This window comes from Pseudomonas canadensis (assembly GCF_000503215.1).
GTDB lineage: Bacteria > Pseudomonadota > Gammaproteobacteria > Pseudomonadales > Pseudomonadaceae > Aquipseudomonas > Aquipseudomonas canadensis.
The window spans coordinates 1,106,836-1,121,494 of the sequence record NZ_AYTD01000013.1 but is presented as its reverse complement, the minus strand read 5'-3'; the positions used below and the strand labels follow the sequence as shown (position 1 = coordinate 1,121,494).

Sequence of the window (14,659 nt, the reverse complement as noted above, 5' to 3'; positions counted from 1 at the left end):
GGGTTGATCGTCGGTGCATGACGGGCGAGTCCGCAGTTTAGTGGTGCAATAAGTCAGGCATAGGCCTGGCTTTTTTCAGGAGTCAGCGATGTTGGGGTTGTTTAGAAGCCTTTGGGAGTACCGGGGTTTCGTCTGGTCATCCATTCGGAATGAGTTTGTTGCCCGTTTTGCCCGTAGCCGATTGGGTGGGCTGTGGATGATCATTAACCCGCTGGCGCAGGTGGCGATCTATGCGCTGGTGTTGTCCAACGTGTTGGCGGCGAAACTGCCCGGGATCGACAATAAGTATGCGTATGCACTTTATTTGATGGCCGGGATGCTGGCGTGGAGTTTGTTTTCCGAAATTATCAATCGTTGCCTGACCTTGTTTATCGATCAAGGCAACTTGATGAAGAAGATGCGTTTTCCGCGTATCACGTTGCCGGTGATTGTTGTCGGATCCTGTTTGCTCAACTACGTGTTGCTGTTTCTCGCTTTGCTGTTGGTTTTTGCATTGCTTGATCAGTTTCCAGGCCCTCAGATGTTCTGGATTATTCCATTGACGGCTACGGTCACAGCGTTGGCCGTTGGGATTGGCTTGATTCTGGGCGTTTTGAATGTGTTTGTGCGTGATATCGGCCAAGTCGTTCCTATTTTGATGCAGGTGTGGTTCTGGTTTACGCCCATTGTTTATCCCGTCACTATTATTCCTGAGCAATTCAAGAACGTAATGGACTTGAACCCGATGTTTCCGATAGTCAGTGCGTTTCACGACATTTTGGTATACGCCAAAATACCGGATCTGCAGGACGTTATGCTCACGGCACTGATCTCCCTGGGTTTAATGTTGCTCGGCTTGTTCATGTTTCGGCGCGCCGCTCCGGAAATGGTGGACGTATTATGAGCCTGCTGTCTGTTAAGAATCTGGGTAAGGCTTATCGTGTTTATGCGTCGGAGTTTCAGCGGATAGGCCGCTGGTTCGGTTTGCCCACGCGTCCCTCTGAAGAGCATTGGGTACTCAAGCACATCAACTTTTCCATCGAGCCTGGAGAAGCGATAGGGATCGTCGGCCAAAATGGTGCAGGTAAGTCGACCCTTCTTAAAATGATTACCGGCACGTTGCAGCCTACTGAGGGCACGGTAACGGTGAATGGACGAATTGCGGCCATTCTTGAGTTGGGCATGGGGTTCAGCCCTGAATTGACCGGCCGGCAAAATGTTTACCACGCCGCGGGGCTTATGGGTTTCAGCGCTGATCAGATCCACGAGGTAATCGATGACATCGAGGCATTTGCCGAAATTGGCGAATACTTCAATGAGCCGGTGCGTACTTATTCAAGTGGTATGCAGATGCGTGTCGCGTTTGCAGTGGCGACCGCGATTCGGCCCGAAATCCTCATCGTCGACGAAGCGTTGTCGGTGGGTGACAGTTACTTCCAGCATAAAAGCTTTGATCGGATTCGCGAATTTCAGCAACAGGGTACGACCTTGCTGATTGTTTCCCATGATCGTGGCTCGATCCAGGCCCTGTGTGATCGTGCGATTCTTCTCGAAAGCGGGACCGTCATCAAAGATGGCAAGCCTGAAGAAGTGATGGATTTCTACAACGCAATTATCGCCGAGAAAGAAAACGCTACCGTAAGCGTGCGGCAATTAGAGGATGGGAGTATCCAGACTCGCTCCGGGAGTGGTGAAGCCACTATCGAGTCGGTTTCCTTGCACGATGCAGCGGGACAGATGGTGGAGTATGTGCCGGTGGGCGAGCCGGTTACATTGCGTATCAAAACGCAGATCAACGCGGATATTCCTGAGTTGGTGGTCGGCTACCTCATTAAGGACCGCCTGGGCCAGCCCGTCTTTGGCACCAATACACATCACCTTGACTGTAAGCTGACTGATCTGTCAGCAGGTGAAAGCCCGGAGTACCGTTTTGACTTTTCTGCCAACCTTGGCGTGGGGTCTTACTCGGTAGCAGTGGCGCTGCATACCGCTGATACACACCTTGCCCGAAGCTACGAGTGGCTTGACCTGGCGATGGTGTTCAATATCGTGAATATCTCCAAAGATGAGTTTGTCGGGTTGGCCTGGATGCCGCCAAGTGTGGAGTGTGTGAGATGACCGTCCCTTTTTATCGCGCATTTGAGGATCGTCACAGGGGCTCTCGTGAGTTGATTGCTCAGCGGCTTCAGGTTTACATGGCCTTTCTTGAGCCTTTGAAGAACCTATATCAGGATCTCGATGCACTGGACCTGGGCTGTGGTCGCGGAGAGTGGCTTGAATTGCTGGTCCAAAATGGCTTCGCGCCTTCAGGCGTAGACCTGGACAGTGGAATGCTAGAGGCATGCCAGTCTCGAGGTTTGCCTGCCGAGCAGGGGGATGCGCTGTCGGCGTTGCGAAGCCTGCCTGACGCCTGCAAGGTCGTTGTCTCCGGGTTTCATATCGCGGAACACATCCCGTTTGCCGATTTGAAGGTGCTGGTCGCTGAGGCATTGCGTGTTTTGCGCCCGGGAGGGCTGCTGGTTCTGGAAACGCCCAATGCGGAAAACCTGATGGTGGGCACCCAGAACTTCTACCTGGACCCGACACACGAGCGCCCGATTCCACACTTGCTGCTCAGCTTTTTGACCGAGTACACAGGTTTTGCTCGGTCCAAATTGCTCCGCCTGCAAGAGTCTGCGTCGCTGGTAGAGGGCTCCGCGGTTGATCTGATGAGCGTTCTCGGAGGCGTAAGCCCCGATTATGCGATCGTCGCTCAAAAAGCCGCCGAACCTGAGCAGTTGGAGCATTTTAACCCTGCGTTCGAGCGTGATTACGGGTTAGCGCTGGATACCCTTGCCAAGCGTTACGACGACCAGGCGGAAAAGCGCAGCCACAAGCTGGAGGTCCATACGGATCTGCTGCATCGTAATCTGACGCAGATCAGCACCCACGTTGAACATACTGAGCGGCATAGCAAGCATCTGGAAGCCTCGGTGCGTGAATTGCTGGGGCGCAATGCGAATGCCGAAGCTCGGCTTGATGGATTGGAAGCGGGCTCGAATCAGTTGCGCCACCAATTGCAGGACTTGAGCATTCGTAGTCGGTTGGCCGATGACCGCTATGAGCAAAGCGAGCGCATGGGGCGCGAGTTGAGCAGCCGTGCCAGCGAGGCGGAGGCGCGTTTGAGTGCCGCGCAAGCCATCAACGAGCTGCTTCAGACGCAACTGCTTTCAGAAAAGAATCAAGTGCTGCAATTGCAGACTCAGTCTGACTCTCTCAAAAGCGCCTTGGGGGAGCATGCTGACCGTAACAGGTCGTTGGAAGCAGAGCTGGCTGAACTCGAAGCGGCGTTTCAGGCGATAGCGCTGGAACAACTCGCCCCGCAACAGGAGGACCTGGCCCGTCGGATGCAACAGCTTGCCGATGCTCAGGATCGAGAGGAGTTGCTTGAAGCCCAGATTGATACGTTCAAACATGAAGCAACCAAGGCTGAGACTCACATAAGGCTGCTGGAAACCTCCTATTTCCAGGCCAGTGAACAAATCGAGCAGTTGCAACAAAGTCTGGCGCATGCCGAGGAAGAGGTCAGAAAGGCGCATGGCCAGACTGAGGTTGAATCCCTGAATGCCCGGATCAATGAGCTCAAGGCAGAGGCTGAACAGCTCAACAATCGTTTGAACGAATCCCTTGGAAATGCCCATCACTGGTGGGAGCGCGCCACGCATCTTGGGGACCGTTTGAATGAGTCCCTTGGCAACGCCCATCACTGGTGGGAGCGTGCGACAGCTCACGAAACGCGACTTGAGCAGGTGTTAAGCAGCAGTTCCTGGCGGATCACATCGCCACTGAGGGCACTGGTTCGGGCATTCAAATGGTTGATGCGTCTACCGTTTCGTATCGCGCGCAGACTATTGAGGCCTGTCCTGGCCACTTCCATCAATATGGTGCTCAAGCGCCCCGGCTTACGCCAGCGTCTGGCCAGGGGAGTTCGCAGTGTGTCTCCAGCCTTGTTCAATCATCTTGAACGGTTCGCGCGGCATCGTGGCATTTTGTCCACGGGCACTGCGCATTCGCATGTGACAGGAGCTGCGCCGATCACCTCGACGCCCGTGGCTCACCTCAGCGTCGGTGCGCCGCGTCATGACGAGAGTCCGGAGGAGTCGGTCTCAAGTATGACGCCGGGCGCGCGTCGCATTTATACAGAAATGAAGAAAGCTTCAATGAACAAGGAAATTCATTAATGCGTATTGTCATCGACCTGCAGGGGGCGCAGGCCGAAAATCGCCATCGTGGCATCGGTCGATATGCACTTTCCGTAGCGCAGGCGATTGTCAGAAATCGTTCAGACCATGAAGTGCTTCTGATCCTGAACGGCAGTTTCCCTGAAACGATCGAGCCTGTCCGTGCGGCTTTTGAAGGCCTGTTGCCGCAGGCTAACATCCACGTATGGCAGGCTGTCGGGCCGTTGAGCCATATTGATTCAACCAACAGTTGGCGTCGTAAATCCGCGGAGCTGGTGCGCGAGGCTTTCATCGCTCAACTTGACCCGTCGATCGTGCTGGTGACCAGTGTGTTCGAGGGGTTGGTCGATGACGCGGTGACGAGTGTCGGGACGTTGAGTCGAGCGATACCTACCGCAGCCATTCTTTACGATTTGATTCCTTTGATTCGGCGCAGCCCCTATCTCGATAACCCGGCCGTGGCCGCCTGGTACGAAAACAAGCTGGATCATCTTCGTCGCTGCGATTTGCTGTTGGCAATATCGGGGTCATCGCGAAATGAAGGTATTGATCATCTAGGGTTTGCCAAAAGTAGCATCACTAACATATCCACGGCCGTGGACGACGTCTTTAGGGTGACGCCACTGACGGACGATGAACGGGGTGACGTACAAAGTCGCCACGGTATCGTGCGTGATTTCATTATGTACACGGGTGGCATTGACTATCGGAAAAATATCGAGGGTTTGATCCGGGCCTATGCAAAGTTGCCTGTGGCGTTGCGACGAGCCCACCAGTTGGCTGTTGTCTGTTCCATCCAGCCTGCTGATCGTGAGCGCCTGCTCGCGTTGGCCAAGGCGCAGGGACTGGGCAAGGATGAACTGGTTCTGACCGGCTTCGTCTCAGAACACGACCTTGTTGCTCTTTATAACGGTTGCAAGGTGTTTGTTTTTCCATCTTTTCACGAGGGTTTTGGTCTTCCCGCGCTGGAGGCGATGGCCTGTGGACGCGCAGTGATTGCTGCCAATACTTCCAGCTTGCCTGAGGTCGTCGGGTTTCCTGAAGCCCTGTTTGACCCGTTCGACGATCGTTCGATAACGCAAAAACTGGAACAGGTCCTGACGGATGACACCTTTCGCACCCAGCTTGAGCGCCATAGCCTTGAGCAGGCAAAAACGTTTTCCTGGGATGCCAGTGCACTGGCCGCAATAGCGGCGCTGGAGGCCTACTACGCCCAGCACGTGGATGAACGATCCGCCAAGGCGGTCAGGCGCCCGCGCCTTGCATTTGTCTCTCCACTCCCTTCAGAGCGTAGCGGCATCAGTGACTACAGTGCGGAGCTTTTGCCCGAGCTGGCACGCCATTATGCAATTGAAGTCGTCGTCGCTCAGGACACCATCACCACTCCGTGGATTACCGCGAATTGCCCTGTGCGTTCCGTCGAATGGTTCAGGCAGCATGGAAGAGCGTTTGACCGGGTTATCTATCATTTTGGTAACTCGTCATTCCACGAGCACATGTTCTCGCTCCTGGAGCATATTCCCGGTGTGGTTGTGCTTCACGACTTCTTTGTCTCCGGTATCGTTGCGCATAAAGAGTGCCATGGCGCGGTTCCGAATTTCTGGTCCCAGGCGCTGTACTCCGGGCATGGCTACCACGCACTTCGTCAGCGTTTTCATGCCGAGGACACGGCCGACGTGGTGTGGGCGTACCCGTGCAACTATGACGTGCTGCGCAACGCCGAAGGCATCATCGTTCATTCGAATGACGCTTGCAGGTTGTCCCGCAAGTGGTATGGCCTCGAAGTGGGCGGCGAGTGGTCATGTATCCCGCTGCTGCGTACACCCTATTTTCCTACCCCGCAGAGTCGAAAGGTTGCACGTTCGACGCTAGGGCTTTCTGATAATGCCTTTGTTGTCTGCAGCTTCGGGCTGCTCGGCCCAAGCAAGCTGAATCACCGATTACTCAATGCCTGGGTCAACTCGGCCCTGGCCCGTGATGAAAACTGTGTGCTCGTTTTTGTGGGCGACTTGGCTGCGGGCGATTACGCGCGGGAACTGCAAGCAATCATCAAGAAAAGTGGTTCTCGCGCACGCATCAAAATTACTGGCTGGGCTGACGCCGGAGTTTTCGAACAGTACCTGGCGGCAGCCGATATCGGTGTGCAACTGCGTACCCTGTCTCGCGGTGAGACCTCTGCTGCGGTTCTAGATTGCATGAACTACGGCCTGGCAACCATCGTCAACTCTCACGGCAGCATGGCTGACCTCCCTGAGGAGTGCATCTGGCGGATGGACGATGAGTTCACCGACAGCCAGTTGGTCGGGGCCCTTGAGACGCTGTGGGGTGATGATCAGGCGCGCCGGGAGTTGGGTGACCGCGCGCAGTTGTCGATTCGCCAGCAGCATTCACCGCGGGCCTGTGCCGAGCAGTATTTCGAGGCCATCGAGCATTTTCACAACCGCGCATCGACGTCCATACCGGCGTTGGTCGAGGCGATCGCCCAGTTGGATGCGCCCGGCAATGGTGCTGAACTGATCGAGTTGGCGAGCGCCATCGATAGCTCGATGCCGGCTCGGTTCTCTCATCGACAATTGCTGGTCGATGTTTCGGAGCTGGTTCAGCGCGATGCCCGCAGCGGTATCCAGCGTGTAGTGCGTAGCATCCTGCGAGAGTGGTTGCTGAATCCGCCGGACGGGTACCGAGTTGAGCCGGTCTATGCGACGACTACCTCGCGCGGGTATCGTTACGCCCGGCAGTTCACCCTTGGTTTTCTGGAGTGCCCGTCAACGGTGTTGGCCGATGAACCCATCACCTACCGAGCCGGTGACGTGTTTGTGGGGCTGGATTTTCAACCGGAAGTTGTTCCCGCGCAGGCGGCTTGTTATGAAGCTATGCGCCGCAGCGGGGTGGGCGTGCACTTTGTTGTCTACGACCTGTTGCTGCTTGAATTGGCGCAGTACTTCCCTGAAGGTGCCGGTGCGTTGTTGGAGCGGTGGCTTGCAGTGGTAGCCCGTTCCGATGGCGCTGTGTGCATCTCCGGGGCGGTACGCGATCGATTGGCTGAGTGGCTGGAGCACAGCGGCGGCAAGCGTGAACGGCCCTTCAAGCTGGATTGGTTTCACTTGGGCGCTGATATCCAACAGTCTGTTCCCTCGACAGGTTTGCCTGCGCAGAGTCAGGGTGTCCTTGAGCGCCTGCGGGCGATGCCGGGATTCTTGATGGTGGGTACGGTTGAGCCGCGTAAAGGGCATTCGTTGATTTTGAGTGCTTTTGAGTTGCTATGGGCCAAGGGCAACGACGTCGTGCTGGTCATCGTCGGCAAGCAAGGCTGGATGGTTGAAGCACTTGTGGACAGAATACGAGCGCATCCAGAGCTTGGTAAGCGCCTGCTTTGGCTGGAGGGTATCAGTGATGAATACCTGGAAGCGGTTTACCGTTCGGTGAAGTGCTTGATCGCCGCTTCTGAAGGAGAGGGGTTCGGGCTGCCGTTGATTGAAGCGGCCCAGCATGATTTACCGATTATTGCTCGTGACCTTGCTGTTTTTCGTGAAGTCGCCCAAGGGCATGCGTTTTACTTCAGTGGAAAACAGCCAGAGACGGTGGCGCAGTCTCTGAGTGAATGGTTGAAATTGTTTGAAGAAGGCGCGCACCCGGTTTCCAAGGATATGCCTTGGCTGACCTGGGAGCAAAGCGCTCAACAATTAAAGTACTCACTGTTTAAGTGATTTGTTTTTTACCAAGTTGGTAGTGGGAAGTTTATGGGGCGTCAATTGGAGTTGGGTAAGTTGGGTGGCTATGCATTGCTTGCATTCCCCTTTGCTGTTGTTTTTCTATTTATACCGACGGAGCTTTACTATCATAATATTTATGATTGGGGAGGAGACGCTTTTCTGCTGAAGAGCGCGGCGTGTGCCGGCCTGATCATTGCCTTGGTTGTTGGATTGGTGGCCATTTGTTTCAAGTGGTTCTCCGGTTGGGCGGTTGAGAAGGTGTGCTTCTGGTTTTTTATTGCGGGTGTCTATCTATTATTTGCAGACGTGTTTGCACCCTTGCAGTTGGCACGATTGGATGGTTCTGTCGGGCTCAGTGACGAGCCGTTGATGTATACCGCTATTGAAGCGGGGTTGCTGATAGGCATCGTTCTGTTTGCTCGACAACTTAAAACGCCAGCACAGCGAAAAGCCTGTAGCGCTGTAGCAACCGTATTGATCCTGTGCTTCGTGGGATACTTTGCTTATGCAGTGAAAGTAGACTTGCCACGCCAGGCCCTCGGAGTGCCAGCGGGAGGCGAGGCGATGGAGAGTGTCCGTAGGCCTAATGTCTATCATATTGTGCTGGACGAGATGGAAACGGATTACTTTCTCGAACTGCTCAATCACCCCGAGCGAACCAAGGCGCTTAAAGGCTTTAGCTTGTTCAAGCATAACGTGAGCAACTATCCCTATACCGATGTGTCGGCCGCGAGTTATCTGACAGGAACTGGCTTTTATTCCGGGTCATTCTCTAAGTGGGTCGGTGAGTCGGATAACAGTTTGTTAAACCTTGCTGCCAAAAGTGGCTACAGCGTCAATGTATACGCGAAGCCTGCGCTCATTCATGCTAAAGCAGCCACGACCTACACCCAGCAAGACGAAGTCTTGAAACGATACTCCGAACTAAAACATCCCTTTATCAAAGAGTTCGTCAGGCTGTGGTTCGCCAGGGTTTCCCCTAACTTCATGACGAATGCGGCATTGGAATATGGCAGTGTATTGGGCGAGGCGGCCAGCAATGTCGTTGAGTCGAACGCAACAGTACAGCCAAAGACGATCGAAGAAGGTATCGAACCTTATGCCGGTGTCTTCATGTTTGATGACGCCCTACGCACAGAAAAGGATCGGCCTGACGTTTCAAGTTATCTCTATCTGCACGCCCTGTTGCCGCATGGCCCCTATGTATTGGACGAACAGTGCAGGTACGACCCGCAGCCAGGAGAAATTGCCAATCTTTACTTGCGACAAGCGGCGTGTGCGCTGAACAAGCTTGATGAGTTCCTTGCGGAGCTGGACAGGCTCGGGCGTTTGGATGACTCGATCGTTATCGTTCAGTCGGACCACGGTGCGGGGTGGGCGGGCTTTCTGGACGGCACTAAAGAGAGTGGGTTTTACAGTTCCACCGGTGTCGAGTCTGAAAACCCGCCCTTCGACGCCTCGATTACCCCTTGGAGCAGGCAGCAGCTGGAATCACGCTCCATGGCACTGTTGATGATCAAGCCTGCCCATGCCGATCACGCCCTTGTGACAGTAGACACTGAGTCGCAACTGCTGGATGTGTACCCGACGATTGCCGATCTGGCCGGAATTGACACCTCCGGTATTCGGCTGGATGGGTTGAGCCTGGTGAGTTGTCTGTCCCCCGACACGTGTAATATTCCGAGTGGTCGAGAGCGGTTTTTCAATTTCTTTTCTACTGACGAGATTATTGCGGGAAATTATTACAAGTTTAAAGTCAGCATCAATGGGCAAGGCCGACCCCATTTCGACAGTGTTGAAAATGCCAAGGTCAAAGTTTCAGACGTTGAGTTGGGCAGTGTAATTTCCTTCTCGCAATCCGGTTTTTCCGACACGTTCATCGGTCATGGATGGAGTGGCCAGGAAGGGGATCATCGTTGGACGGATGGTGCGAAGGCCGACCTTAGTTTGCCAGTGAAGCTATCCGGTAAGGCGCGTGATCTTCTGTTGCGCGTGAAAGCCGGTGGTTTCCCTGGGCGCGGAGGTCCTCAGCAGGTTGATGTGCTGGTGAATGGTGTGAAAGTTGCAAACTGGACCTTGTCGGGAGTGGGTTGGTACGAGGCCCCGATTGCGAAGCGTGTGGTAGGGGATGGTGTGCTGGGTGTTGTTTTCAAGATCAAAGATCCCACAGCGCCCTGCGAGATAAGTGCCTCGCAAGATTGTCGAAAACTGGGCATGGCTGTCCTTGAAGTCAGTGTTGCCGAACAGGGAGTGGCTCAGTAATGCAACCCGCTTTCATTATTCTTGGCGCTGGTCGCCCACACTCAGGGGAGGAGCACGTAGCGCTTCGCAGTGCGTTGGGCCCGTCCAGAGTCCTGGACTGGTTGCTGCGCGCTGTTGGTCCGATTCAGCCTGTTGTTCACTTTGTGGGTGGGTATCAGGTCGAAACCATCGAGGCGCGCTACCCCGAGTTCACTTATTGGCTCAACGGCTCATGGCAAAGTACGCGCGCGGCCTATTCGTTTCTACAGGTTGATCTGCCTTCCTTCAGTGAATGCCTGGTGTCGTATTCCGACATTCTGATACGTAAGAGCCTGGTGCCGGCGTTGCGTGCGGTCGATGCCGACGTAGTCATTGCGGTGGACTCCCACTGGCGCAAGCGTTTCTCCGGGCGGACTCAAGACGACCTGGCCCGCTGTGAAAAAGTGTGCCTGCATGAGGCGTTGGTGACCCGTCTTGGTGCCGATATTGCGTCGGACGTCGCGTCGGCGGAGTTTGTGGGCTGCGTACGATTCGGGCCTAAAGTCATCGAGATGTTGATGGGGGAGAAGGCCAGTCTGCGCCAGCGGTTGCGGCAGGGGAATTTGTCGGACCTCATTGAAGTCTTGCGAATGCAAGGTTTCACCGTGCAGGCGGTCGATGTCCATGGCGACTGGGCGGAGTTGAATGAACCGCGAGATCTGGCGCATTTCGTGCTCGGCACCAAGGCCCAGACGCTGCAGCGCTTGTATGGCATGGTCACATTGAGTCGTATCGAGGACCAAGTCAGCTTCACCGTCGCTGAATGGCGTGACGAGCCAGAGGCTGTGCTGCTGACGATTCAACGCCATTTCCCTGATCAGAACCTGGTTATTCGAAGCAGTGCGTTATCGGAGGACGGGTTTGTAAACTCCAATGCGGGCGCCTATACCAGCCTGTTGAATATCCCGGGCAGTGATTTGGGCGCCCTGCGTCGTGCCGTGGAAGAGGTCGTTGCTTCCTACCCGGACTACAACCCCGAGGACCAGGTCCTGGTCCAGCCCATGCTGGATCAAGTCTTGGCCAGTGGCGTGGTTTTTACCCGCAGTCTGAGCAGTGGGGCACCTTATTACGTTGCCAACTACGACGATGTCAGTGGTAGCACCGAATCGATTACCAGCGGTAGCAGTCGCGAACATAAAACCCTGGTCATGCGCAGAGATGCCGAAGATCACAACCCGAACATTCCTGCTCATCTGCGTTCGCTGTTACCGGCAATACGCGAAATCGAAAGCCTGTTGGGGTACGACTCGCTGGATATCGAGTTCGCCGTCACTGCCAGCGGTGGCTTGCATATTCTCCAGGTGCGCCCGATTGCAGTCGACCACTCGGGATGGAGTGGAAATGACAGCGAACTGATGGCTTTGATCGAGGAAGCCCGTCATCGCTTTTGCCAGTTACAGACGCCATCACCCTTCGTACTGGGACACAGCGGTGTATTTGGCATCATGCCGGACTGGAATCCCGCAGAGATCATCGGTACCAAGCCCGGTCTTCTGGCCTTCAGTTTGTATCGCTTCCTGATCATGGATCAGACGTGGGCGACCCAACGCGCCGAGTACGGCTACCGGGATGTTCGGCCACAGCCCTTGCTGGTAGCATTTGCCGGTCATCCTTATGTGGATGTCCGGGCCAGTTTCAACTCGTTCGTGCCCGCGGTACTGGATGATGGGTTGGCAACCCGGCTGGTCGACTTTTACCTGGAATGGCTCAAGCAACATCCGCACTTGCATGACAAGGTCGAATTCGACGTAGTGCCTACCTGTTTTGCCCTCGACTTCGAACGCTGGGAAACTCGCCTGATCGAGCAGGGCGGTTTTTCTGTCGAGGAGTTGAGAACATTACGCGTTGCATTGCGTGATATCAGCGCCCAAGCGATTGTGCGTAACGCTGATGATTTGGCTCAGATACAGAAACTCGAAGTGCGCTATGAGCGCCTGCGGGAGTCGGCGTTGCCTCCGCTGGAGAAGGTCTGGGCGCTGCTGCATGATTGTCGCAAGTACGGCACTTTGCCCTTTGCACATTTGGCTCGCAGTGCGTTTGTCGCGGTCACGTTGCTTCGCTCAGGCGTCAGCGTGGGTGTGTTGAGCGAGGCGCAGGTCGAGGATTTCCTTGGGACAATCCGTACCGTCAGCCATCAGTTGACACAGGATGCCAAGGCTTGTGCCGGGGGTGATCTGAGTTGGGAAGCGTTTGTCGATATGTATGGGCATTTACGCCCGGGTACTTACGACATCGCCTCCCTGAGTTACCGCGCCGACCCAGAGCATTACTTAAAACCCATTGTGACCAGTGCTGTGCAATTCAACACTGCGGGTTCCAGCCATGAGGCCGCGCCTGCCGGGACGTTATGGCATGAAGCCCGTCAACGGTTTGCCGACGCGTTAAACGCCCAAGGGCTGCAATGCACGGTTGAGAGCTTGGAAGCATTTTTGCGAGGCGCCATCGAAGGGCGTGAGTATGCAAAGTTTGCCTTCAGCCGCAATTTATCTCTGGCACTGGATGAGCTCGCACTCTGGGCAGAACCATTGGGTGTCTCCCGTGAAGCGCTGGCCCACGTCAATCTTGACGACATCCTCGCGTTGCGTACAGGGTCGGTAGCGACTGCAACACCGGGCTCCTGGCTCTTGCAGCGGGCAACGGAAGGCAAGGCAATGAACAGTCTGGCATCCGCTGCCGAACTGCCGCCGTTGTTGAGTCGTGAAGAAGACTTTTCGGTCTTTCTTTATCCCTCTACACAAGCCAACTTTATCGGCAGTACTAAGGTTACAGCGTCTTGTGTTGACCTGAGCAAGTGCGATGATGATGTCGAACTGATTGGGAAAATCGCGCTGATACCCCAGGCCGATCCTGGTTACGATTGGCTGTTCGGTCGCCAGATCGCTGGGTTGATCACCATGTATGGCGGTGCCAATTCACATATGGCCATTCGAGCGGCGGAGTTTGGATTGCCTGCGGCCATCGGCGTGGGCGAAACACAATACCAGGCCCTGTCGGGGGCTCGCGTACTGGAGCTCAATGCGGCCAACCGTCTGATCAGGATCATTCGGTGATGCGTATCGCGGTCACCCAGCGTGTCGAGTGGATAGAGGGTTACGGCGAGCGTCGTGACTGTCTTGACCAGCAATGGAGCGTCCTGCTGGAGTCTTTGGGGATTGATGTCGTCCCTGTGCCCAATTTGTTGACAGCGCCCCAGGCATGGCTTGAACGCCAACGGGTTGCCGGGATTATTTTGACGGGGGGCAATGATCTTGCCCATCTACCAGGCGCGGCCCGTTCCGCGCCTGAACGCGATGCCACAGAAATCGCATTGTTGTCCTCGGCCGCTCTCCAGCGTCTGCCCGTGCTGGGGGTTTGTCGAGGTATGCAAATGCTTAACCACTTTCTCGGAGGTGGACTGGCCCCCGTACCCAATCACATTGCCGTTCGACACGCGGTGCGTGCGCTGAATAATGACGGTTTCTTCAGTGGCTACCGTGAGGTCAACAGCTTCCATGGTTGGGGGATGCAGATCAGCGATCTGGCCCCCGAGGTGTCCGCGCAGGTCTGCGCTATCGACGGTACGGTCGAAGCGTTTACGCATGACCACCTACCCTGGGTCGGGCTGATGTGGCACCCGGAGCGCGAAGCGCCCTTCCACATCCTCGACACCGAACTCATTCGCAAGCTTTTTGAATCAGGGACTATTTAATGCGAGCCATCATTCTTGCCGCAGGCCAGGGCACTCGTTTGCGCCCCTATACCAATGATCGCCCCAAGTGCATGGTCGAGCTGCTCGGAAAGCCTCTGCTGCACCGCCAGCTTGAAGTGTTGCGGGCTGGGGGGGTGGACAAGGTCGCCCTGGTTGGGGGCTATTGTGCTTCGGGCTTACAGGCGGATGACATAGAAGTCGTGCTGAACCCTCGTTACGCGCAAACCAACATGGTATCGACGCTCTTTTGTGCCGAAGCCCTGATGCCGGAAGGTGAAGATCTTTTGATTGCCTATGGCGATATTGTCTACGAGCCGCGAGTGCTCGAGGCGGTATTGCGCAGTGATGCGCAGTTGTCTGTCGCCGTGGATCGCCAGTGGCGTCGATTCTGGGAGATCCGTATGGAAAATCCCCTGGCCGATGCCGAAACGCTCAAGCTCGACGCGCACGCTTGCATCGTGGAACTGGGTAAAAAACCCAGTGACTACAGTGAAATCCAAGGGCAATACATGGGATTGTTCAAGGTGCGAGGCGATCAGGTGGCTGCATTTCGCGCTGCTTGGCATGCCCTGGATCGTTCGGCGCTCTATGACGGTAAAGATGTCGACAACATGTACATGACCAGTTTTATCCAGCATCTGATTGATGGAGGTTGGGAGGCCAAGGCTGCATTTACCGACAACGGTTGGTTGGAAGTCGATACGGTTGAAGACCTGGATCAATACCACCAAATGCATGAAGCCGGACAGTTGGCCTCTTTTATTCAACTAGCGGTTTAA

The 14,659-nt window shown here is 55.3% G+C and carries 8 protein-coding genes; all 8 read left to right on the top strand.

Annotation, left to right across the window (positions count from 1 at the left end; genetic code table 11):
* The first annotated feature begins 88 nt into the window (after positions 1–88).
* From U367_RS0113980 to U367_RS0113945, 8 genes are read left to right on the top strand one after another with little or no spacing between them, the layout of a single operon-like run.
* A complete protein-coding gene (locus tag U367_RS0113980) occupies positions 89–883 on the top strand; it encodes an ABC transporter permease (RefSeq protein ID WP_028617462.1) in 795 nt (264 codons plus the stop codon).
* Complete coding sequence (locus U367_RS0113975) at positions 880–2,097, top strand: ABC transporter ATP-binding protein (RefSeq protein WP_028617461.1); 1,218 nt, start codon at positions 880–882, stop codon at positions 2,095–2,097. Before U367_RS0113980 ends, U367_RS0113975 begins: the two co-directional genes overlap by 4 nt.
* Positions 2,094–4,199 (top strand): class I SAM-dependent methyltransferase, encoded by a 2,106-nt coding sequence (locus U367_RS1000000132385; RefSeq protein WP_028617460.1) that lies wholly within the window; start codon positions 2,094–2,096, stop codon positions 4,197–4,199. The genes U367_RS0113975 and U367_RS1000000132385 overlap by 4 nt, the downstream gene beginning before the upstream one ends.
* Positions 4,199–7,906 (top strand): glycosyltransferase, encoded by a 3,708-nt coding sequence (locus U367_RS0113965; RefSeq protein ID WP_028617459.1) that lies wholly within the window; start codon positions 4,199–4,201, stop codon positions 7,904–7,906. Before U367_RS1000000132385 ends, U367_RS0113965 begins: the two co-directional genes overlap by 1 nt.
* Positions 7,907–7,939: 33 nt before the next feature.
* The gene (locus U367_RS0113960) at positions 7,940–10,174 is read left to right on the top strand and encodes a sulfatase-like hydrolase/transferase (RefSeq protein WP_028617458.1); all 2,235 of its coding nucleotides are present in this window, start codon (positions 7,940–7,942) and stop codon (positions 10,172–10,174) included.
* Positions 10,174–13,242: a PEP-utilizing enzyme gene (locus tag U367_RS01000000130150; protein ID WP_028617457.1), complete on the top strand. Its 3,069-nt coding sequence runs from the start codon at positions 10,174–10,176 to the stop codon at positions 13,240–13,242. The genes U367_RS0113960 and U367_RS01000000130150 overlap by 1 nt, the downstream gene beginning before the upstream one ends.
* Entirely contained in the window at positions 13,242–13,880 is a 639-nt protein-coding gene (locus tag U367_RS0113950; protein WP_028617456.1) for a gamma-glutamyl-gamma-aminobutyrate hydrolase family protein, read from the top strand. Before U367_RS01000000130150 ends, U367_RS0113950 begins: the two co-directional genes overlap by 1 nt.
* Positions 13,880–14,659: a phosphocholine cytidylyltransferase family protein gene (locus U367_RS0113945; protein WP_028617455.1), complete on the top strand. Its 780-nt coding sequence runs from the start codon at positions 13,880–13,882 to the stop codon at positions 14,657–14,659. The genes U367_RS0113950 and U367_RS0113945 overlap by 1 nt, the downstream gene beginning before the upstream one ends.

What these genes read in the sequence shown, in the direction of transcription:
- U367_RS0113980 (WP_028617462.1), top strand. Translation starts at nt 89, where the DNA reads ATGTTGGGGTTGTTTAGAAGCCTTTGGGAGTACCGGGGTTTCGTCTGG.
- U367_RS0113975 (WP_028617461.1), top strand. Translation starts at nt 880, where the DNA reads ATGAGCCTGCTGTCTGTTAAGAATCTGGGTAAGGCTTATCGTGTTTAT.
- U367_RS1000000132385 (WP_028617460.1), top strand. Translation starts at nt 2,094, where the DNA reads ATGACCGTCCCTTTTTATCGCGCATTTGAGGATCGTCACAGGGGCTCT.
- U367_RS0113965 (WP_028617459.1), top strand. Translation starts at nt 4,199, where the DNA reads ATGCGTATTGTCATCGACCTGCAGGGGGCGCAGGCCGAAAATCGCCAT.
- U367_RS0113960 (WP_028617458.1), top strand. Translation starts at nt 7,940, where the DNA reads ATGGGGCGTCAATTGGAGTTGGGTAAGTTGGGTGGCTATGCATTGCTT.
- U367_RS01000000130150 (WP_028617457.1), top strand. Translation starts at nt 10,174, where the DNA reads ATGCAACCCGCTTTCATTATTCTTGGCGCTGGTCGCCCACACTCAGGG.
- U367_RS0113950 (WP_028617456.1), top strand. Translation starts at nt 13,242, where the DNA reads ATGCGTATCGCGGTCACCCAGCGTGTCGAGTGGATAGAGGGTTACGGC.
- U367_RS0113945 (WP_028617455.1), top strand. Translation starts at nt 13,880, where the DNA reads ATGCGAGCCATCATTCTTGCCGCAGGCCAGGGCACTCGTTTGCGCCCC.